The following is a 20827-nucleotide window of genomic DNA, read 5'->3' on the forward strand; positions in this document are numbered from 1 at the left end:
CAGCGTCCTACGCCCTCGCCGCGCCAGCACCAAGCCTTTCAAGACAGAACCATATGAGGCGTGGGGCAATGGGCTTGTTTTTCGGCCGCATCCGTCCCACCAAGGGCATCCTGTCGCCGATGCGGCGCCAAAGGGGGACGACCACGCGGCGAGGCGCAGCGTTCCACGCCATTTCCCGGGAATGCCGACCGCATGAATTTCGAAGCACTATTCTCGCTCTCGCCCAATCCCTATGTCGTGCTCGACACCGATCTGCGGATCGTCTGGATGAACGACGCCTATCTGCGCGTCACCATGTCGTCGCGCGATGCGATTACGGGCCGGAAGATGTTCGATGCCTTTCCAAGCGAGCCGGGCACCGAAAGCCACGACCTGCTGCTCGATTCCCTGACCCATGTGGCCAGCACGGGCGAGGCGGACGAGATCGCGCTGATCCGCTACGACATCGCGGGTCCCGACGGCACCATGGCCGAGCGGTACTGGAGCGCGACCCATACCCCGGTCTGCAAGGACGGGAAGACGGCGTTCATACTGCAGCACACGGTCGACGTCACCGAACTGCACGGGCTGCGCCGGATGCGCGACCAGATGGGGCTGGTCCAGCGCGCCAGCGCGGTGCAGGCGCGCAATTCCGACCTCGAGGCGCAGACCGAACGGCTGCGCCGCATGTTCGAGCAGGCGCCCGGCTTCATTGCCGTGCTGGAGGGGCCGGACCACAGGTTCCGGATGGCCAATATCGCCTATCGCCAGCTGGTGGGGCGCGACCACCTCAACGGCAAGCCGGTGGCCGAAGCGCTGCCCGAAGTGGTCGAACAGGGCTTCGTGCGCCTGCTCGACGAGGTGATCGCCAGCGGTAAACCCCATGCCGGCCGCGGAGTGGAAATCTTCCTCGAGATCGAGGGCCGCCGAGAGCAATCGTTCCTCGACTTCATCTTCCAGCCGATCCTGGAACAGGATGGGGCGGCGTCGGGCATATTCGTGCAGGGAAATGACGTTACCGAGATGGTGCGCGCCCAGCACCGGCAGGAACTGCTGATCAGCGAGCTGAACCACCGCGTCAAGAACACGCTGGCGGTGGTGCAGGGGCTGGCCAGCCAGTCTTTCCGCAAGATCGACACCGATGGCGAGGCGCGGCGCATCTTCGCGCAGCGGCTGCACGCGCTGGCATCCGCGCACGATCTGCTGACCCGCGAAAACTGGGAATCGGCGCTGCTGCGCGACACGCTGACCTCGGCGATTTCGGCGGCCACGGGGGACGATATCGCGCGCTTCGATCTCACCGGCCCCGCCGTCACGCTGAAGCCGCAGATCGGCGTAGCGCTGGCGATGACGATCCACGAATTATGCACCAATGCGATCAAATATGGCGCGCTGGCGTCCGATGACGGGCGCGTGCTGGTCGACTGGTCGGTCGAACCGCGCGGCGATGACCAGCGGCTCACGATCTGCTGGCGCGAGACCGGCGGTCCCCCGGTCGAAAAGCCCGAACGCACCGGCTTTGGCACCAGGCTGATCGAACACGGCTTCGTCACCCAGCACGACGGCCATGCTTCGCTCGATTACCGGCGCGAGGGGCTGCTGTGCGAGATCGAGTTGACCATCCCCGACGCGCCCCGCCGGATCGTCCTCGAACGCGAAGGCGAGGCGGCGGCATCCGGACAAGCCTCAGCCAATCCGCCCCGGCAGGCATCGGCAGGCTGACGCGCGGCCTTCGGTCCGCTATGGGGCCGCCATGACCGACACTGGCACGACGACGCCGTCCCGCGCTTCCCCCCGGCCGCTCACCGTGGCGGCGCTTTATCGATTCACGCGCTTCGCCGATCCCGCCGCGCTGCGCGCTCCGCTTGAGGGCGTGTGCCGCCGCCACGGCGTGCGCGGCACGCTGCTGCTGGCGGGCGAGGGGATCAATGGCACCATCGCCGGAACCGAACCCGCCATTGCCGCGGTGCTCGACCATGTCCGCGCGCTCCCCGGCTGCGCCGCGCTCGACGTCAAGTTCTCCGCCGCCGCGTCCATGCCGTTCCACCGCATGAAGGTGCGGCTGAAGCGCGAGATCGTGACCATGGGCCAGCCCGGCATCGACCCCAACCGAAGCGTGGGCACCTATGTCGAGCCGCAGGACTGGAACGCGCTGATCGCCGATCCGGACACCATCGTGATCGACACGCGCAACGATTACGAGGTCGCGGTCGGCACCTTCGACCGCGCCATCGACCCCAAAACCGCCAGCTTCCGTGATTTCCCCGCCTGGTTCCGCGCCGAACGCGAACGCCTGCTGGGGGAAGGAAAGGCACGCAGGGTCGCCATGTTCTGCACCGGCGGCATCCGCTGCGAGAAATCGACCGCCTTCCTCAAGCAGGAGGGCGTGGACGAGGTGTTCCACCTGAAGGGCGGCATCCTCAGATATCTCGAAACCGTGCCCGAAGAGGAAAGCCTGTGGCGCGGCGAATGTTTCGTCTTCGACCAGCGCGTCACCGTGCGCCATGGGCTGGAACGGGGCAGCTACGGCCTGTGCCACGCCTGCCGCCGCCCGGTCGGCGACGAAGACATGGCCTCGCCGCTGTACGAGGAAGGCGTCAGCTGCCCCGCCTGCCACGCGACACGTAGCGACGACCAGCGCGCCGCCTATCGCGAACGCCACCGGCAGGAGACGCTGGCTGCGGCACGCGGCATGGCGCATGTCGGCGCGGTTCTGGAAAAAGACGCCCTGGAGAAGGAGGATGGCTGACCCCGTCCTCTACAGCTTCCGCCGCTGCCCCTATGCGATGCGCGCGCGGTCGGCGCTGGCGATCAGCGGCACGGCCTGCGAAATGCGCGAGGTGAAGCTGTCGAACAAGCCCAACGCCTTGCTGGCAGCCTCGCCCAAGGGCACGGTGCCGGTGCTGGTCCCGCCGGGCGCAGGGCCGATCGACGAAAGCATCGACATCATGCGCTGGTCGCTGTCGCGCCGCGATCCCGAAGGCTGGCTGGACCGCGACGATCGCTATCTGATCGCGGCCAACGACGGCACCTTCAAGCACGACCTCGACCGCTACAAATACCCCGACCGCCACGGTTCGGATTCGCTGGCGCACCGCGAAAGCGCGCTGGGCTTCCTGGGCGAACTGGACGCGCGGATCGCCGCCCGGGGCCAGCTGTGCGGACCCGTTCGCGGCATGGCGGACGCCGCGATATTTCCCTTCGTGCGCCAGTTCGCCGCGGTCGACCGCGACTGGTTCGCCGGGCTGCCCATGCCGCACCTGCGCAAATGGCTGTCGGGCCATCTCGAATCGCCGCTGTTCAAGGCGATCATGGTCCGCCACCAGCCATGGACCGAAGGCGACGAACCGATCCGCTTCGCGCCAGTGCCCGCGTAACGCACATCGCCGTGCTCCGCGGGCTTGCAACCGGCCGCCGCCGCGCTATCGTCCTCGCCATGCACATCAAAACCATCGCAGCCACGCTGGCCGCCGCCGCTTCCACGCTGGCCTTCGCCAATCCCGCCGCCGCGCAAAGCCTGACCGACAGCATCGAGCGTGACATGCCCGAGCTGATGGAACTCTACCGCGAGCTGCACGCCAATCCCGAGCTTTCGATGCAGGAGACGCAGACCGCCGCGCGGCTCGCGGGGCTGCTGCGCGGCATGGGCTATGAAGTGACCGAAGGCGTGGGCCAGACCGGCGTCGTCGCGGTGATGGAAAACGGTGCAGGCCCCACCGTGTTGCTGCGCGCCGACATGGACGCGCTGCCGGTGACCGAGCAGACGGGGCTGCCCTATGCCTCCGAAGTCACTGCCACCGCGCGTTCGGGCGTCGTCAGCGGCGTGATGCACGCCTGCGGCCACGACACCCACATGGCCGGCCTGATCGGCGCGGCGAAACAGCTGGCCCAGCGCAAGGACGAATGGAGCGGCACGCTGGTCGTGATCGGCCAGCCGGGCGAGGAAGTGGGCGAGGGCGCCGCCGCCATGCTCGAGGACGGCCTGTACGACCGGTTTCCCAAGCCCGATTACGCCATCGCCTTCCACGACGCCGCGCAGATCCCGGCGGGCGTGGTCGGCTATGCCTCGGGCTATGCGCTGGCCAATGTCGATTCGGTCGATGTCACCATTCCCGGCGTCGGCGGCCACGGCGCCTATCCCCACACCACCAAGGACCCGGTCGTGCTGGCCAGCGCGATCGTGACGCGGCTCCAGACGCTGGTCAGCCGCGAGCAGAACCCGCAGGAGCCCGCGGTCGTCACCGTCGGCGCCATCCACGGCGGGGCCAAGCACAACATCATCCCCGACGAGGTGAAGCTGCAGCTGACCGTGCGCAGCTATTCCGACGAATCGCGCGACGGCCTGCTGAAGGGCATCGAACGCATCGCGCGCGGAGAGGCGATCGCGGCCGGCATGCCCGACGACAAGATGCCGGTCGTCACCGTGGACCCGGCCTTCACGCCCGCCACCTACAACAACCCCGAACTGGTCGAGCGGCTGGTCCCCGTCATGCAATCCGCCATCGGCGAGGCGCGGGTGATCGAGACCCCCGCCGTGATGGGGGGCGAGGATTTCAGCCGCTATCGCCGCGCGGATCCCGACCATGTCCAGTCGGTGATCTTCTGGGTCGGCGGGGTCAGCGCCGAGAACTGGGCGAAATCCGAAGCGGGCGAGATGACGCTGCCCTCGCTCCACAGCCCGTTCTGGGCGCCGGACGCCGATGCCGTTGTCGAAACCGGCGCGACTGTGCTGGCGCAGTCGGCCCTTACGCTGATGAAGCCCGGCGCGAACTAGGCAGGGCATCTTTTCGCAAGTTTTACGCAGCGGACAGAACTATCGCCGCCCCGGCGAGTTGCCTCTGTATCGATCGCCTCTGCATCGACAACCGAAAAGGACATGACATGCGCCCATTCGCTCACGCCGCCATGCTGGGATGCGCCGTGCTGACACCGCTGGCGTCGGGGTGCTCCGCCGTAGTCGAGCAGAGGGTGGAGGCCGGGCTCGCGGAAGCGGGCCTGCCCGCCGCCATGGCGTCCTGCATGGCGGAAATCTGGGCGGACGATCTGTCCGTGGACCAGATCCGCGAAATCTCGCGCTTTGCCGATGCGGTGCGCGAGGATGACCGCACGCTGACCGTCGGCAGCCTGATCGGCCATGTGCGCGAATGGAACGACCCCGAGGCGCTGGCCGTCGTGACCAGCTCTGCCGCGCGCTGCGCCATCGCATAGCATTGTCGCACCTGCGTGGTGGGTCCGGCCACTTCACTTTCGCTACCCACAGCCTCGGATAAGGCGTATATCTTCGCCATCAACGACTCCAGTTGTTGGAGCCGCGCTGCAAAGCGTAGCAAGCGAAGGAGGAGATCATGCGTCTCCCTCATGCACCGTTCGGCCACCGGATCGGATCGACCATCCACGCTGCCGACAATTCCGCCGACCACCACGCCCACTGGCATGTCCCTGCACCCCATATAGATTGGGGCCATGTCGCCGCGGGCATGGCGGCATTGATGCTGGCCGCGGTGGTGATGTGGTTCTTCTACCAGCCCTGAGGGGCCACCCGGCATTGCAGGAGGCATTTCCCGCCCCGCCCCCTGGGGGGTTCCCTGACGCCGCGTCGAGCTTGCGGCGCCTGCAAGGGGGCGGGCGGGTCCGAAACAGTTTCCGGCGATAAGGCAGGAAGTTTGGAACAATAGTCTTTCCCGCGCGCTAATCGAATAATCATCGCGATCAGGAGGAGAGAAGGCATGGCCGAAATACCGGTAGAAAAGAAATCATCGTCGAAGACATGGCTATGGCTGCTGCTGGCAGCGCTGCTGGTCGTCCTGATCATCTGGTGGCTCTCTGCAGCCGACGATGATGTCGAACCGGTCGTCGTCGACACCGCTCCGGTCGAATCGGTCGAGGCTGTCGAACCCGCCCCGATGGCGGGCGAAATGACGCTTGCCGCGATCCTTGCGCAGCCGCAGGCCTATATCGGACAGGAATTCAGCGGCGAAGTTGGCGTCAGCGGTCCGCTGACCGACCGCGGCTTCTGGGTAGAGAATGACGGCGCCCGCATGTTCGCGATCATCATCGACGAACCGCGCGAAGTGCCGCTCGATATCAATGCGGGCCAGCGCCTGCAGATCAACGGCGGCATGATCCGTGAAGGCGGCGACGTCGGCGACGTGGAAGGCGTTCCGCTCGATGACGACACGCGTGCGGTCCTTCAGGACCAGGCCGCGTTCATCATGGTCGACGAAAGCAATATCGAAATACTCGAGAGCGCCTGAGCGCCTCAGGAAGGAACACAGACATGACCGACACCCACGATCGTTTCGACGAACTGGAAGACCTGGGTCACTGGCAGCTGGTGAATCACGAACAGGACATTCGGGGCTTCCCGGTGATGGACCAGACGGGCAAGTCCTATGGCACCATCAAGGACCTGCTGGTCGACAAGACCAAGGAGCACGTCGCCGCCGTCAGGCTCGACGACGGGCGCATGGTCGCTGCCAGCAACCTGGAAATACGCAACCGCGAAGTGATCTATCACAACGACGGCGCGGCGTCGCGGATGGACTACGCCCGCGTCAGGCGCCCGGACTGAACCTTGCGCAAGATCGCCTGAAGGCTTGACGAACGGCCGGGAACCGCATCGCGCGTTTCCCGGCCTTTTTCATGGCGATCGTTCGGTTTCGTCATACAGCTTCACCGATTGACAGCGCCCGCGAATAAGCGGTCAACCGCGTCAAGATGAACCTTATCATCGATTTAGTCGATCAATCCAAGCGAGGTTTCGCGCTTGGGCGCACCCCCCTCCGGTTGTATGCTCCTTTCCATTCAAGGACAGGACGATCCAGCAGGAGACGGATGAAATGGACGCCAAGACCACAGACCCCCTGAAGGGCGGCTGCCCGGTGCAGCACCAAGCGCGCAAGTCGCTGACCGGCAGGACGAACCGCGACTGGTGGCCCAACCACCTCTCGCTCGACATCCTGCACCAGGGCTACACCAATCCCAGCCCCTTCGACCCCGATTTCGACTATGCCGAGGCGTTCAACGCGCTCGATTACGACGCGGTGAAGCGCGACCTGCATGCGCTGATGACCGACAGCCAGCCGTGGTGGCCCGCCGACTATGGCCATTACGGTCCGTTCTTCATCCGCATGGCATGGCACAGCGCGGGCACCTATCGCATCCAGGACGGCCGCGGCGGCGCAGGCTCCGGCCAGCAGCGCTTTGCCCCGCTCAACTCGTGGCCCGACAACGCCAATCTCGACAAGGCGCGCCGCCTGTTGTGGCCGATCAAGCAGAAATACGGCAAGAACCTCAGCTGGGCCGACCTGATGATCATGGCGGGCAATGTCGCGTTCGAATCCATGGGCGCGCCCGTGTTCGGCTTTGGCGGAGGCCGCGCCGACACGTTCGAGCCCGAGACCGACGTCTATTGGGGGACCGAGGAATACTGGGTCGGGCACGAGAACAACGAGACCCGCATCCAGCCCGACAAGGAGCTGGATCTGGAAGACCCGCTCGCCGCGATCCAGATGGGGCTGATCTATGTGAACCCCGAAGGTCCCGGCGGCGATCCAGACCCGATGGGCAGCGCGCGCGACATCCGCAAGACCTTCGGCAACATGGGGATGAACGATGTTGAGACTGCGGCGCTGACCGTGGGCGGCCACACCTTCGGCAAGTGCCACGGCGCGGGCGATGCCAGCCTCGTGGGCGCAGAGCCTGAGGGCGCGGATATCGCGATGCAGGGCCTTGGCTGGACGTCGGGCCATGAAAGCGGCGTGGGCGACCACACCATCACCAGCGGTCTGGAAGGCGCATGGACCCCCACTCCGACGCAGTGGGACATGAGCTATTTCGACATGCTGCTCGACCATGAATACGAACTGGTCCGCAGCCCCGCCGGTGCCAAGCAATGGACCCCCGTGGGCGCTCCGCCCGAGACTTTGGCCCCGCAGGCGCATGATCCGTCGAAGAAGCAGCCCACGATCATGACCACCGCCGACATGGCGATGAAGGTCGACCCCGAATATCGCAGGATCATGGAGAAGTTCCGCGCCGATCCGGACTATTTCGCCGACCAGTTCGCCCGCGCCTGGTTCAAATTGTGCCACCGCGACATGGGCCCCCGGTCGCGCTATCACGGACCCGAGGTGCCCGAGGAAGACCTGATCTGGCAGGATCCCCTGCCCAGGCTGGACCACCCGCTCGTCGATGCAAGCGACATCGGCTCGCTGAAGGAAAAGATCCTCGATAGCGGCCTGTCGGTCAGCGAACTCGTCTCCACCGCATGGGCGGCGGCCAGCACCTATCGCGGGTCGGACCATCGCGGCGGTGCGAATGGCGGGCGCATCCGGCTCGCTCCGCAAAAGGACTGGGAAGTCAACGAACCGCAGAAGCTGGCCAGGGTGATCGAAAAGCTCGAGTCCATCCGGTCGGACTTCAACGGCTCGGCCAGCGGCGGGAAAAAGATCTCCTTCGCCGACCTCGTCGTCCTTGCGGGCGGCGCGGCCATCGAAAAGGCGGCGAAAGACGGCGGCCAGCAGGTCGAGGTGCCGTTCACCCCGGGCCGCGTCGATGCCACGCAGGACCAGACCGATGTGGAGAATTTCGGCTGGCTCGAACCGCGCGCCGACGGTTTCCGCAACTACCTCAAGACACGCCACAGCGTCCCGACCGAGGAATTGCTGGTCGACCGCGCGCAATTGCTGCGGCTGACCGGGCCGGAAATGACCGTGCTGGTCGGCGGGCTGCGCGTGCTGGGCGCCAATTATGGCGGCAGCAGGGAAGGCGTGCTCACCGACCGGCCGGGCGTGCTGTCGAACGACTTCTTCGTGAACCTGCTCGACATGCGTACCGCGTGGAAACAGGTCGAGGAGGACAGCGACGAGAAGTTCATCGGCACCGACCGCGACACGGATGAGGAGATGTGGTCCGCGACCCGTACCGACCTCGCCTTCGGCGCAAACTCGCAATTGCGCGCCCTGTCCGAGGTCTATGCCGAGAACGGGATGGAATCGAAATTCATCGCTGATTTCGTCAAGGCCTGGGTCAAGGTGATGGAACTCGACCGCTTCGACCTGAAGCGCAAGTAGGTCCCGACCCTATCGAGAGCCCCGCCGTGCCGCGCGCATGGCGGGGTTTTCTCTTGAACTGTGGCCGCGCGCATCGCATCTAATATCCATGCAAAGCGACAATCCCCGTATCTCGGACCTCACCCGCCTGTTCACCGCCGCTGCCGGCACCTTCGCCGGCATGGGCCGCGAAGCGAGCGAGGCCGCGCGCGAACGCTTCCGCGAAGCGCTGGGCGGGCTCGACTTCGTCAGCCGCGAGGAATTCGACGCGGTCAAGGCGATGGCCGCCAAGGCGCGCGAAGAGAACGAGGCGCTCTCGGCCCGCATCGCCGCGCTGGAAGCCAGGCACGCAGGTGCCGCCGCCGCTACCACCTCGCCCGAACCGCTCAAGAAGGGCCCGACCGAGAAGCCCGCCGACGGATAGAAAGGGCGGGGCGCTATTTGCCCGCCTTTCTTAACTTGCGGCAAGTCGCCGGGAACAGGTTCTTCGATCCGTTCATTGCCAGTGAAACCCCTTATTTCGGGATTTCACGCCAATGTTCACTCAGCTCAATCCGACGATTCCCGTCCATGTGCTCGGCAAGGGGCACGGTTATGCGTTTGGCATGATCGATTACGGCCAGGAACATAATCTCATCTGGGTCACCGCCATCGACGACACGGGCGAGATCTGGTGCGCCCCCAACCCCCAGGTCCGCATGGACAAGAACTGGACGATGGGCCGCGAGCGCAACCCGGCGATCGCCGCCGACAAGGCTGCCGCAAAGCCAAATTTCGCGCTGAAGAACCAGCCCGAACCCTGCGCCTGCGCCGAGGATCAGGTCGCAGCCGAACACAGCTAGGGACCGGTCCCGCCGCCGCTGCCCCAACCCCCAGCCCAGCCCCATGGGGCAGGCGGCGGCGCTGCCGCTTGCGCCGCGCCCCCGCGCGCGCCAATGCTTGCACCGCCATGCACATCCGCGCCCCCGCCATCGTCTGCTCCGCCCGCCCGCATGGCGAGAATGCCGCCATCGCGCGGCTGATGACGGCGGATCACGGCCTGGTCGCGGGCTATGTCGCGGGCGGGCGGGGCAGGCGGATGCGCCCCGTGCTGATCCCCGGCAACCGGGTAGAGGCAGACATCGCCTCTCGCTCGGCCAGCCAGCTGCCGTTCCTGAAAGCCGAACTCGTCACCAGCCGCGCGCCGTTCCTGTCCGAACCGCTGCCCGCCGCAGCGATCGTGTGGATCACCGCGCTCACCGCCGCCGTCCTGCCTGAACGCAGTCCCTTTCCCGCGCTCTACCAGGCGCTCGACGCGGTGCTCGACGCGATCTGCCACGCACCCTCGGCGCGGGGCTGGGTCCCGGCGCTGATCGCGTGCGAGGCGCTGTTCCTGCGCGAGCTGGGCTTCGGCGGCGCCCGCCCCGACCTGGCCGGGGCCGACTGGGCGCGCACCATGGAAGTTTTCGACATCAGCGGCCGCCATGTGGAAAAGCGCCTGCTTGCAGACCGCGCCGGTCCTGTTATGGGCGAGCTCGTTTCCGCGCGCGCAATATTGCGCGATCGGCTCTCTCGCATTGCATAGATTACAACAAGGTTCAGGGATTAGCACATGAAGATCGCGGTATTCGCCGGCGACGGCATCGGCATGGAAGTCACGCAGCAGGCGCTGCGCGTACTCGAACGCCTGCCGCTGCCGCTGTCCTTCTTGGCATCCGACGTGGGCGGCACCGCCTATAAGAACCACGGCCACCCGCTACCCCAGGAAACGCTGGTCTGCGCGCGCGAGGCGGATGCCATCCTGTTCGGCGCGGTCGGCGATCCCGCCTGCGACAATCTGGAACGCCATCTCCGCCCCGAACAGGCGATCCTGGGCCTGCGCCGCGAGCTTGGCCTGTTTGCCAACCTGCGCCCCGCCAAGGTCTTTCCCGGCCTCGAAACCGCATCCGCCCTCCGGCCCGAGGTTGCGTCCACCATCGACCTGCTCATCGTGCGCGAACTGAACGGCGACGTCTATTTCGGCGAGAAGGGCATGCGCACCACGCCGCAAGGCCTGCGCCAGGGCTATGACGTGATGAGCTATGACGAAAGCGAGGTTCGCCGCATCGCCGTCGCCGGGTTCGAAGCGGCCCGCAAGCGCCGCGGCCTGCTGTGCTCGGTCGACAAGGCGAACGTGCTCGAAACCTCGCAGCTGTGGCGCGACGTGGTGATCGAGGTCGCCGCCGACTATCCCGACGTCACCCTGTCGCACATGTATGTCGACAATGCGGCGATGCAGCTGGTGCGGGGTCCCGGACAGTTCGACGTGATCGTCACCGGCAACCTGTTCGGCGACATATTGTCGGACCAGGCCTCGATGTGCGTCGGCTCGATCGGCCTACTCGCATCCGCCTCGCTGGGCGAGCGCAGGACCGCGCATGGCACGTTCGGACTTTATGAACCTATCCATGGTAGTGCTCCCGACATCGCCGGCAAGGGCATCGCCAATCCGCTGGCCACGATCCTGTCCGCAGCCGAACTGCTTCGCCATTCGCTGGGTCAGGAAGAGCAGGCACGACGGGTCGAAACCGCCGTCGCCCGCACGCTGGCCGATGGGATCCTGGGCGCCGATCTTGGCGGCGATGCCGACACGAAGGCCATTGGCGACGCGGTGCTGGACCGCCTCTAGGATTTGCGCTGTTGCAGTTTCTGATCGAACGCCTGCGTTACCGCGCCCTGCCGTGGACCGTCCGCCTGTTCCTGTGCGCGGCGCTGCTGGTGGCCGCCTGCGCGCTGGCTGTCAGCCAGCAGCAATATCTGGTCCATGCGGCCCTGTTCGGCCTGGTCTATGTCGGCACCGCGCTGCTGTTCGCGCTCACCCACAACGACTGGATCCGCTTCGGCTTCAGCGCGGCCCATTTCATCGTATCGGGGCTGGTGGTCTATGGGCTGGTGTTCCTGCTGCCGGGGCGCACCACCGACGCGCTCTTCCCGCTGCGCGTGGTGCTGATCTTCGGTGCGACTTTGGTAACCACCGCCCTGTTATGGCACCCCGATACCGGGCGCTGGGTCCTGCGCCGCGATTGAGGCGGATCTTGCGATGGACGGGGGAACAGTCCGGTAATGGCCGTCTGCATCCACGCCCTGCGTGAACGCCCCGCGGCGCCGTGGACGGTTCAGGCGCATGCGCTGCTCGCGGTCGCCGCGGCCCTCGCGCTCTGGCTGCTCCACTTCCATCCTCCCAGCGCCAGGCTGGCGGTATTCCTCTTCTGCTATCTGGCGGTGACCGCCGCCTATGTGTTCATGCAAAGCGCCATGCTGCGCTTCCTGATGACCGGCTTCCACCTTGCCTGCGTCGGGGTCGGCATCGCCGCCCTGTTGCTGGTGCCCGGCGACCTGCGCGGCGATCCGTGGATTCCGGTGCGCGGCACGGTGGTCATCGCGGTCAGCACCGCGGCGACGGTGCTGCAATGGCTGCCCGCCACGCGGCGCTGGATCTACCGCCCCTGATCGCATGCCGCCCGCCCGCTGGCCGAACACGGATTGTCAGGCGCCCGCGCCGCCGCTAACCGCATCGGCATGAAACGCACTACCGGAACCGACCGCTCGATCACCCGCAACTGGCGCCCCGCGACGCAGGCCGTCCGCGCCGGCACCTGGCGCAGCGAGATGGGCGAGACGAGCGAGGCGATGTTCCTCAGCTCGGGCTACAGCTACGACGATGCCGCCACGCCCGCCGCGCGCTTCGCGGGGGATCAGGCGGGGATGACCTATTCGCGGCTGCAGAACCCCACGGTCGCGATGCTGGAAGAACGCATCGCGGTGATGGAAGGGGCAGAGGCCTGCCGCACTCAGGCATCGGGCATGGCGGCGATGACCGCGGCGCTATTGTGCCAGCTGTCGGCGGGCGATCATGTCGTCGCCGCGCGCGCCGCCTTCGGATCGTGCCGCTGGCTGGTCGACGAACTGCTGCCGCGCTTCGGGATCGAGGGGACGACCATCGATTCGACCGACAATGCCGCGTGGGAGGCCGCGATCCGGCCCAATACGAAGGTGTTCTTCTTCGAAACCCCCGCCAATCCCACGCTCGACATCGTCGACCTGGCTCATGTCTGCGGCCTGGCGCGCTCGCATGGCATCACCACCGTGGTCGACAATGCCTTCTGCACGCCTGTGATGCAGCGCCCGATGGAATTCGGCGCGGACGTCATCGCCTATTCGGCGACCAAGCTGATGGACGGGCAGGGCCGCGTGCTGGCGGGCGCGGTCTGCGGGACCGAGGAATTCATCAACGACAAGCTCCTGCCGTTCCAGCGCAACACCGGGCCGAACCTGTCGCCCTTCAACGCCTGGGTGGTGCTGAAAGGGCTGGAGACGCTGGAACTGCGCGCCCGCCGCCAGTGCGACAATGCGCTGAAGATCGGGCGGTTCATGGAAGGCCGCGTGCCGGTCATCAAGCATCCGGGGCTTGCCAGCCACCCGCGGCACGACATGGCGATGCGCCAGATGACAATGCCCGGCTGCATCTTTTCCTTCGTGCTCGACGGCGGGCGGCAGCAGGCGCACGCGCTGCTCGACCAGTTGCAGCTGATCGACATCTCGAACAATATCGGCGACGCGCGTTCCCTGATGTGCCACCCGGCATCGACCACCCACCATTCTGTCGGGGCCGAGAAACGCGCCGAGATGGGCGTCGACGAAGGCATGCTGCGCTTCAATGTCGGGCTGGAGGACGCGGACGACCTGATCGAGGATCTCGACCGCGCGCTGGCCGCCATCGGCCTGTGAGAGAGGGCGATCCCACGCCGGAGGAGGAACGCTCCCCCGCCGCCGGGCACGTCGGCCCGCTCAAGGGCACGCCCGCCGAGGGGCTGCTCGCCGCCATTTTCGAAAGCTGCGAGGATGCGATCGTCTCCAAGCGGCTCGACGGCGCGATCACCAGCTGGAACCCGGCGGCGGAGCGTCTGTTCGGCTATCCGGCCGAGGAGATCCTGGGCCGCTCGATCCGCGTGCTGATCCCGGACGACCGCCAGCACGAGGAGGATTCGATCATTTCCCGCATCCAGCGGGGCGAACGGGTGATGCCGTTCCACACCATGCGCCGCCGCAAGGACGGGCATGAGATCGAGGTGTCGGTCACGGTCTCGCCGGTGCATGACGCCAGCGGCAGGATCGTGGGCGCCAGCAAGATCGCTCGCGAACTGGGCGACCTCGACCTTGCCCGCAAGGCGCTGGCCGAAAGCGAAGCCCGCTTCGAGATGATGGCCGACAATATCTCGCAGCTCGCTTGGATCGCGGACGCGGACGGGTCGATCATCTGGTACAACAAGCGCTGGTTCGAATATACCGGCACCACGCTGGACGAGATGAAGGGCTGGGGCTGGCAAGCGGTTCACCACGAGGATCACCTCGAGCGCGTGACCGAGCGTTTCGTGTCCGCGATCAACAGCGGCGAGCCTTGGGAAGACACGTTTCCGCTGCGCGGCGCCGATGGCCGCTATCGCTGGTTCCTGTCGCGCGCCCGTCCGATCCGCGACGACACCGATCGGGTCGCGTTCTGGTTCGGCACCAATACCGATGTCACCGAACAGCGCGAGCAGAGCGAGGCGATCGAGAACCTGCTGCGCGAGGTGAACCATCGCGCCAAGAACATGCTGACGCTGATCATGGCGCTGGCGCGGCGTTCGGCACCCGGCAACGATGCGTTCCTCAAGCGCTTCACCCGCCGCATCCAGGCATTGGCCGCGAATCAGGACCTGCTGGTCAAGCGCGCCTGGGGCAGCGTCGAGATGGCCGACCTCGTCAAGGCGCAGCTGGCATTCGCCATCGACCTTGCCGGTTCGGGGCTGACCCACAGCGGCCCGCCGGTCGCGATCACCGCCCGCGCCGCCGAGACCCTGGGCCTCGCGCTGCACGAGCTGGCGACCAATGCGCTGAAATACGGCGCCCTGTCGCGCGGCGGCGACGACCGCGGGGAAGGCGGGGGGCCAGATGAGGGCGGGGATGAGGGCGAAGATGGGGGCGAAGATGGGGGCGAGGGCGGCATCGGCAGCGTGGCGATCGCCTGGACTGTCGAGGACGGCCGCTTCCGCCTCAGCTGGACCGAAAGCGGCGGCCCGCCCGTCACCCCGCCCGAGCGCGAGGGTTTCGGCAGCTCGGTCATCCGCGACATTCCCGCCGCCTCGCTGGGCGCGGACGTACAGCTCGACTACCGGGCCGAGGGGCTGCGCTGGTCGCTCGACGCGCCGGTCGAAAGCGTGGTCGCGGACGGCGTGGGAGCGGGCGCGGCCGAGGACGGGAACGAGGACGGGGACGGGGACGGGCACGCCTAGCTTTCCACCACGATTGTTCACATCCGCCGCGCCGGATTTGCAACTTGCGGTGCTTCCGTCCTAGAATGCTGCTTATGATAGAGCAGCTATTCGATCATGCCGCGATATCGCACGGCATCACTGTCCGGGTCAGCGCAAGCTTCCTGCCGGAACAGTCGCAGGTGTCGGAAGGACACTGGTTCTGGGCCTATCACATCCGGATCGAGAACGGCGGCGACCAGCCCGCCCGCCTGCTGACCCGCCACTGGCGCATCACCGATGCCGCTGGCCGCATCAGCCTGATCGACGGCGACGGCGTGGTGGGCGAACAGCCCCTGCTGCATCCCGGCGAAAGCCACGACTATGTCTCGGGCTGCCCGCTGGAAACGCCGCACGGCTCGATGGAAGGCTACTATGGCTTCCGCCGCGAGGACGGCACCGTGTTCGAAGCCGCGATCCCCTTCTTCCCGCTGTCGGCACCTGCCACCGCGCAGCGGTAAACCCGCGCCACCGCGCAGCGGTAAACCCGCGCCACCGCGCAGCGCTGGTCGTGCTGCCACCCACCTTCGGACCGCCCCCTACCGCAACGCGTTGCCCAATCGCCCGCCGCGCATTATCAGCGTGCGCACGATGAAGCGTACCCATCTCCCCCTGAACGGCCTGCGCGTGCTCGATGCCGCCGCCCGGCACCTGTCCTTCACCCGCGCCGCGGACGAGCTTGCGGTCACCCCCGCCGCCGTCGGCCAGCAGATCCGCGCGCTTGAGGATCTGCTGGGCGTCGTCCTGTTCCGCCGCACGCCCAAGGGCCTGGAACTGACGGACGAGGCCAGCGCCGGCCTCGATTCGCTGCGCAGCGGCTTCCTGCGGTTCGAGGAAGCGGTCCACGCGATTCAGGCCGGCCAGTCCAGCCAGAAATACACCTTCGCGGCCCCGCGCGACTTCTTCGGCGCCTGGTTCGCCCGCCGCCTCGCCGCCTTCCGCGACGCGCATCCCGACACGCGCTTCCACATGGCGGGCGGCCACGACACCGACTTTACCGAGGCGAACCTGGATTTCGCCGTCCGCCTCGTCGACAGCCCGGGCGAGCTCGAGGGCGTCCCCCTGTCCCCCGGCCGCAGCGTCGAGGTGGCCGCCCCCGGCGCGCCCGACAGCTGGATCAGCTGGCCCGGCGGCCCGCGCAGCGATCCGGCCCCCGACGATGCCGAACCGGGCCTGCGCGTCGGCGCGACGGGGCAGGCGCTTTCTGCGGTGCTGGGCGGCATGGGCCGCGCCGTGCTGCCGCTGCAACTGGTGGAGCACGAGATCGAGACCGGCCAGCTTGTCGCCCTGTCCGGGATCGAGGATACGCGCGCTACCTATTGGCTCGTCGCCCCGCGCCCGCAATGGCGGCAGAAGAAGGTGAAGGCGCTGGTCGATTTCCTCACCGCCGCGCAAAAGGCGCAGGACTGACCCTTCGCCCGCCAGCCCGCCAGCTTTCCCGCCCGCCGCACCCCGCCAAAACACCCCCTCGCGCCGCGAACCCGCCTCAATCCACGCGCCGGGCCTCGCGCAGCCGCATCTGGTCGCGCGCGCGGTCCAGCTTGGCATTGATGCTGTCGATGATCTCGCGCTCGCTGCGTTCGGGCGGAGCAGCGCGCTCGGCAGGCGGGCCGTATCGCGCGGCGCGGCGATGGCGCAGCAGGAACATCACCAGCGCCTCGTTGTGCACCCGGTATTCGCCGATGATCTCGCCGCGCGCGACGATCGGGCGCAGCTCGCCCTCGATCGCGCGGGCCAGCGCCGTGTCCTCCAGCCTCGCGATGCCCAGGTCGATGGCCTTCTCCCAAGCGGCGGCGAATTCCTCCGCCCCGCCGCGCGCGCGCAAATTGTACAGCGCCTCCATGCTGGCCCCGATGGCACGCGCCGCCTGCCGCACCGATCCGCTGGCGGCCAGCGCCGCGATGAACGCGCGCTGCCGGTCGGGCGTGATCGAGTTCCGCCGCGGGCAGGGGTGGAGGAACGGCCTGAACCCCAGCAGCGGATCGTCGGGCGAAGGCTCCGGCCCGGTAAAGGCGGCACGGCTGGTCCGCTGCGAAGGATTGGCGGAGCCGCACGACAGCCGGAACGCCCCCGGCCCAACATGCGAGGCCCCATGCGAGGTCCCATGCGCAGGCCCGCCAGAACCGGCACGCATATCGTCCCTTGAACCGGCCCGCTCATCCCCCGCCATCCGCCGCGCGGCATCTCGCCCCGCCAGCCCCAGCCCCGCCAGCCCGAGCCCCCCACGCCTGCGCTCCGCCCGGGCTTTCCGAGCCGCCTCGCACCCCCGCGCCGCATCCCACGCCGCGCGAAAGCTCAGCCCCCGCACCGCCCTCTGCCCGGCCTCGGAATAACGCAGCTTCTCCAGCGCCGCGACGCTGACCCCCACTTCCTCCGCCGCCTCCGAAACAAGCCCCGTCCGCGCCAGCGCCTCGATGAACTGCCGCTGCCGCCGCGCAGTCAGCTTCCGCCGCCGCGCGAGAGGCACGGGCGTAAAGCGGATTTCAGGCAGGGCCGATTGGGTGGGGGCTAAGGGGGTTGGTCGTGTGCCGGACATGGACGCGCTCCTGCTGGGTGAGGGGCGCTTGGGGATATTGGGGCGAGGGAGTGTAGGAAAATAAAAACATATCCTGCAAGCAGATCAAAACTTATCGGGGGCTTCGATGACTTCAGGACATGGTGCTTATGACAAGTGGCTTGCAAAGATAAATCTTGACGAGGCCAATTGGTCCCATCGCGCAAAGTGCCTAAGCAAGAATGGACAAATAGAAGAGGGTTGGTTTTGGCGTTTTCGAGGTATGCTGAGCGATAGCGAACTTATCGAGAAAAGCTTCCTACAAAATATCGAAGGAAAGGGTCTTTACCATATAGTACACATTCCTTGGATATTTCCCGATGGAACAGCCGGAAAGAGCGATTGGAGCCAGGATGAATGGGATTTCCTTAATGAAGCTCTCTCTGAGACATTCAATTATTCTGGAGGATTTTCTTCAGAATACGAATTTAAGTACTTATGTATTGATCGGCCGTCTCTATCGCATTTCCAAAGTAAAAATATTTCTCATAGTTATTTTAAAGATGGTTTGACGTCCCACGACCTAAATAATTCGCAAGTTTCGAAATGTTTTATCAATAACTATGCTACCGGATTTAAATTTATTTTAGACTGTGTTGTTGATGGCGATGCTAAGGTTGAAGATGCGGACGTTAGAATAGACGAATGCTACATCAGAAATTTCGTTTTTAGTGGTCACAAGGACGCAAGGAGGCCCCTGCTCGAAATTAGCGAAAGCGAAATCACGACCATTTACATATCAGGGAAATTTTCCGACTTATTTATTGACGACTTGATTTGCGAGAGTTTTGATATTTCAAACTCGTCTTTCAAGCATGGTACTTTCACGGGCGAAAAATCATCGATAATTTTGAACGCCGAAAACTGCTATTTCGAAAATAGGGTGATTTTTACCGATATCAGTCTTGGGATCGATATAACCAGAAACTCATCATTTCGGCATGCTGTATTTGCAGATAAACTGATATTTGATAACGTTGAAGTCTTCTTTTCCTGTCTATCTGACATCCAGCTCGGCGGACCGATTGATCTTGATCTACGTGACCGTTCGCTTGAGGCTGGCTTTGCAAGGGAGTTGTCCCAGCTCCAGAGCCTGAAGGAGCCAGCTTATTCAGAATCTCTTCGGAATTCGTTGGAAAGAGCCTGTCAAATAATATGCGAAAGAAATCGTCAAGATGGGCGAAAAGATTTAGAAAAGCGTTTTCGAAGAATGGAATTGATGGCGCGTACCGCTTCTGAACACACTGAGCCGTCTACAAAGTTTATTAATTGGTTTTATCGTGAATTTTCCGATTTTGGATTTAGCTGGTGGCGCCCGCTTCTTGGATTGGTTTTGAGCTGGTTTTTTTTGGAGCCCTCTATCTGTTAGGGCCAAAACCCAATCAGCCTCTTGAAAGAGCGCGTTTAGGTTGATTCAAGGGGGCTTTAAGCTGGATGGAGGCTCCGCTTGATGTCGCGCTCGTTGTTCTGGTTATCGGATGCTGCTTGGCAGGCGATCGAACCACACTTGCCAAAGAACCAGCCTGGTGCTCGGCGCGTCGATGATCGGCGGGTAATCTCGGGCATCCTGCATGTCCTGAAGTCCGGCTGCCGATGGTGCGACTGTCCTGCGGACTACGGGCCGTCCACGACGATCTACAACCGTTTCAATCGCTGGTCACGGCGGGGCTTCTGGACGAAGTTGCTCGATGCCTTGGCCGAGGCGGGTGCGGTCACGAAGAGCACCGCGATCGATAGCACCTACATCAAAGCCCAGCGCTCGGCGTTTGGCGGAAAAGGGGGCGCCAGAAGCAGGCCATCGGCCGTTCTCGTGGTGGCTGGACAACCAAGGTCCACGCCCTGACCGACGTGCTGGGCCGACCCTATGCCCTGATGCTGACCGCCGGCAATGTCAGCGACGTGAAGGCTGCGCCGGCGCTGCTCGAACGCGCCGGCCGTATGCGCTACCTGCTTGGCGACAAAGGATACGATGCCAATAGCCTGCGCAAGACACTGCGCGAGAACGGCACCAGTCCTGTCATCCCCGGAAGGCGCAATCGCAAGCACACCATTCGCTATGATCAGCGGCGTTACAGAGGGCGCCACCTCATCGAGAACGCCTTCTGTCGCATGAAGGACTTCCGCCGGATCGCCACTCGCTACGACAAGCTCGCCGCCAACTTCCTGTCTGCCATGGCGCTGGCTACTGCTGTCGCGTTCTGGTTATGACGGAATGAGAGGAAAGAGCAGTTCATGAACGACGACCAAAACACATCTGGCCCATACCTGCCACCCGGCACGGCGGTCCGTTACGACGGCCTTGAGGAAGGTGGCCCCGAGTTTGGGACCATCGTCCACTGCTGGTTCGACGACGAGATCGGCGCTCACGACTGCTATGTAGCCTTCTTCGGCGACAAGCAGCCGATAGGGAAACCAACCGAGAAACCGTATATCCTGCGTTATGCGTCCACATCGCTGACGGTCATCGATACAGCCGCTGATTGAGTCCGAACCCTAATAGCTGCCTTGAAGTTTGATGCTCTTGGCCCTGTGGGTGGATCCGTGAATTGGGTCATCTTGAACGACGTGGCGTTGCTTACAGTGGATAAGAGCTTTCCTGTTGGCGTCTCAATCGACGAAGCTAAGCTATTTGGTGGCGAATTGGTTGGTGAAAGAGGTGGATTGAGTGCTGTAGCCGTCGGAGTGGTCGGGGCTGCTCAAACCGTTTTATCAGGTATTTTATTTTTTTTGGCTGGCATGGCCATTCGGAACAAACTTCTAATAGGTTGATCCCCTTGACCCCACCCCCGAATCCCCTTAAGGGCCGCGCCAAGCGCCAGCAGGGCTAACCCTTTGCCGGTGGACAGAGCTGAACATTGCCGGTGAGTGGGGCCCGTCCGAACAGGGCAGCGCCGTTATCCGTCAAAGTAACCCGGCTGGATCCGGGTGGAGCG

23 protein-coding genes and 1 pseudogene are annotated in these 20827 nt (G+C 65.0%); 23 read left to right on the forward strand and 1 reads right to left on the reverse strand.

The features are described from left to right. Positions 1–192: 192 nt before the first annotated feature. From A9D14_RS03905 to A9D14_RS03995, 19 genes are all read left to right on the forward strand, one after another. Positions 193–1701 carry a PAS domain-containing protein gene (locus A9D14_RS03905; RefSeq protein WP_066843094.1) on the forward strand — a complete coding sequence of 503 codons (1509 nt, stop codon included), beginning with the start codon at positions 193–195 and terminating at the stop codon, positions 1699–1701. 31 nt (positions 1702–1732) lie between these two features. Beyond that, positions 1733–2728: an oxygen-dependent tRNA uridine(34) hydroxylase TrhO gene (trhO, locus tag A9D14_RS03910; protein WP_066843097.1), complete on the forward strand. Its 996-nt coding sequence runs from the start codon at positions 1733–1735 to the stop codon at positions 2726–2728. After that, positions 2721–3356, forward strand: coding sequence for a glutathione S-transferase (locus A9D14_RS03915; RefSeq protein ID WP_066843099.1), 636 nt, complete (start codon positions 2721–2723; stop codon positions 3354–3356). The genes trhO and A9D14_RS03915 overlap by 8 nt, the downstream gene beginning before the upstream one ends. Before the next feature lie 59 nt (positions 3357–3415). Further along, positions 3416–4753 (forward strand): M20 metallopeptidase family protein, encoded by a 1338-nt coding sequence (locus A9D14_RS03920; protein WP_066843101.1) that lies wholly within the window; start codon positions 3416–3418, stop codon positions 4751–4753. A 107-nt stretch (positions 4754–4860) separates the two neighbouring features. Beyond that, a complete protein-coding gene (locus A9D14_RS03925) occupies positions 4861–5187 on the forward strand; it encodes a hypothetical protein (protein WP_083987615.1) in 327 nt (108 codons plus the stop codon). Positions 5188–5324: 137 nt separating this feature from the next. Beyond that, the gene (locus A9D14_RS03930; RefSeq protein ID WP_087910454.1) at positions 5325–5510 is read left to right on the forward strand and encodes a hypothetical protein; all 186 of its coding nucleotides are present in this window, start codon (positions 5325–5327) and stop codon (positions 5508–5510) included. Positions 5511–5705: 195 nt separating this feature from the next. Then, on the forward strand, positions 5706–6233 hold the full coding sequence (locus A9D14_RS03935) for a hypothetical protein (RefSeq protein ID WP_066843102.1): 528 nt from the start codon (positions 5706–5708) through the stop codon (positions 6231–6233). A 23-nt stretch (positions 6234–6256) separates the two neighbouring features. Then, the gene (locus A9D14_RS03940; protein ID WP_066843104.1) at positions 6257–6550 is read left to right on the forward strand and encodes a PRC-barrel domain-containing protein; all 294 of its coding nucleotides are present in this window, start codon (positions 6257–6259) and stop codon (positions 6548–6550) included. 268 nt (positions 6551–6818) lie between these two features. Beyond that, positions 6819–9053, forward strand: coding sequence for a catalase/peroxidase HPI (gene katG / locus A9D14_RS03945; protein ID WP_066843107.1), 2235 nt, complete (start codon positions 6819–6821; stop codon positions 9051–9053). A gap of 88 nt (positions 9054–9141) precedes the next feature. After that, positions 9142–9456 (forward strand): accessory factor UbiK family protein, encoded by a 315-nt coding sequence (locus tag A9D14_RS03950; protein ID WP_066843109.1) that lies wholly within the window; start codon positions 9142–9144, stop codon positions 9454–9456. A 112-nt stretch (positions 9457–9568) separates the two neighbouring features. Then, entirely contained in the window at positions 9569–9874 is a 306-nt protein-coding gene (locus tag A9D14_RS19975; RefSeq protein WP_083987617.1) for a hypothetical protein, read from the forward strand. Between the two features lie 107 nt (positions 9875–9981). After that, the gene (gene recO, locus A9D14_RS03960) at positions 9982–10596 is read left to right on the forward strand and encodes a DNA repair protein RecO (protein WP_066843114.1); all 615 of its coding nucleotides are present in this window, start codon (positions 9982–9984) and stop codon (positions 10594–10596) included. 27 nt (positions 10597–10623) lie between these two features. Beyond that, a complete protein-coding gene (gene leuB, locus A9D14_RS03965; protein ID WP_066843116.1) occupies positions 10624–11679 on the forward strand; it encodes a 3-isopropylmalate dehydrogenase in 1056 nt (351 codons plus the stop codon). Positions 11680–11690: 11 nt separating this feature from the next. Further along, entirely contained in the window at positions 11691–12077 is a 387-nt protein-coding gene (locus A9D14_RS03970; RefSeq protein ID WP_066843118.1) for a hypothetical protein, read from the forward strand. 36 nt (positions 12078–12113) lie between these two features. Continuing rightward, positions 12114–12500, forward strand: a complete 387-nt coding sequence (locus tag A9D14_RS03975; protein ID WP_066843120.1) for a hypothetical protein — start codon at positions 12114–12116, stop codon at positions 12498–12500. 69 nt (positions 12501–12569) lie between these two features. Further along, entirely contained in the window at positions 12570–13778 is a 1209-nt protein-coding gene (locus A9D14_RS03980) for a trans-sulfuration enzyme family protein (protein WP_066843123.1), read from the forward strand. Further along, positions 13775–15322: a PAS domain S-box protein gene (locus A9D14_RS03985; RefSeq protein WP_066843125.1), complete on the forward strand. Its 1548-nt coding sequence runs from the start codon at positions 13775–13777 to the stop codon at positions 15320–15322. The genes A9D14_RS03980 and A9D14_RS03985 overlap by 4 nt, the downstream gene beginning before the upstream one ends. 77 nt (positions 15323–15399) lie before the next feature. Further along, positions 15400–15801, forward strand: coding sequence for a Co2+/Mg2+ efflux protein ApaG (gene apaG / locus A9D14_RS03990; RefSeq protein WP_066848207.1), 402 nt, complete (start codon positions 15400–15402; stop codon positions 15799–15801). 130 nt (positions 15802–15931) lie between these two features. Next, positions 15932–16750, forward strand: a complete 819-nt coding sequence (locus tag A9D14_RS03995; protein WP_066848209.1) for a LysR family transcriptional regulator — start codon at positions 15932–15934, stop codon at positions 16748–16750. Positions 16751–16826: 76 nt separating this feature from the next. Here the strand turns inward: A9D14_RS03995 and A9D14_RS04000 are convergent, their stop codons facing one another. Next, complete coding sequence (locus A9D14_RS04000; RefSeq protein ID WP_157668128.1) at positions 16827–17876, reverse strand: hypothetical protein; 1050 nt, start codon at positions 17874–17876, stop codon at positions 16827–16829. Between the two features lie 106 nt (positions 17877–17982). Between A9D14_RS04000 and A9D14_RS19320 the strand changes: the two genes are divergently transcribed. The 4 genes and pseudogenes from A9D14_RS19320 (at position 17983) to A9D14_RS19325 (ending at position 20663) form a co-directional block, all read left to right on the forward strand. Beyond that, complete coding sequence (locus A9D14_RS19320) at positions 17983–19263, forward strand: hypothetical protein (protein ID WP_157668129.1); 1281 nt, start codon at positions 17983–17985, stop codon at positions 19261–19263. Positions 19264–19344: 81 nt separating this feature from the next. Next, a pseudogene (locus tag A9D14_RS04005) lies at positions 19345–20102 on the forward strand (IS5 family transposase). Positions 20103–20126: 24 nt separating this feature from the next. After that, positions 20127–20378: a hypothetical protein gene (locus A9D14_RS04010; RefSeq protein WP_066843133.1), complete on the forward strand. Its 252-nt coding sequence runs from the start codon at positions 20127–20129 to the stop codon at positions 20376–20378. A gap of 72 nt (positions 20379–20450) precedes the next feature. Then, positions 20451–20663, forward strand: coding sequence for a hypothetical protein (locus A9D14_RS19325; RefSeq protein ID WP_157668130.1), 213 nt, complete (start codon positions 20451–20453; stop codon positions 20661–20663). The last annotated feature ends 164 nt before the right edge of the window (positions 20664–20827 follow it).

Origin of the sequence: Croceicoccus marinus (assembly GCF_001661675.2) — a bacterium.
Taxonomy (GTDB): domain Bacteria; phylum Pseudomonadota; class Alphaproteobacteria; order Sphingomonadales; family Sphingomonadaceae; genus Croceicoccus; species Croceicoccus marinus.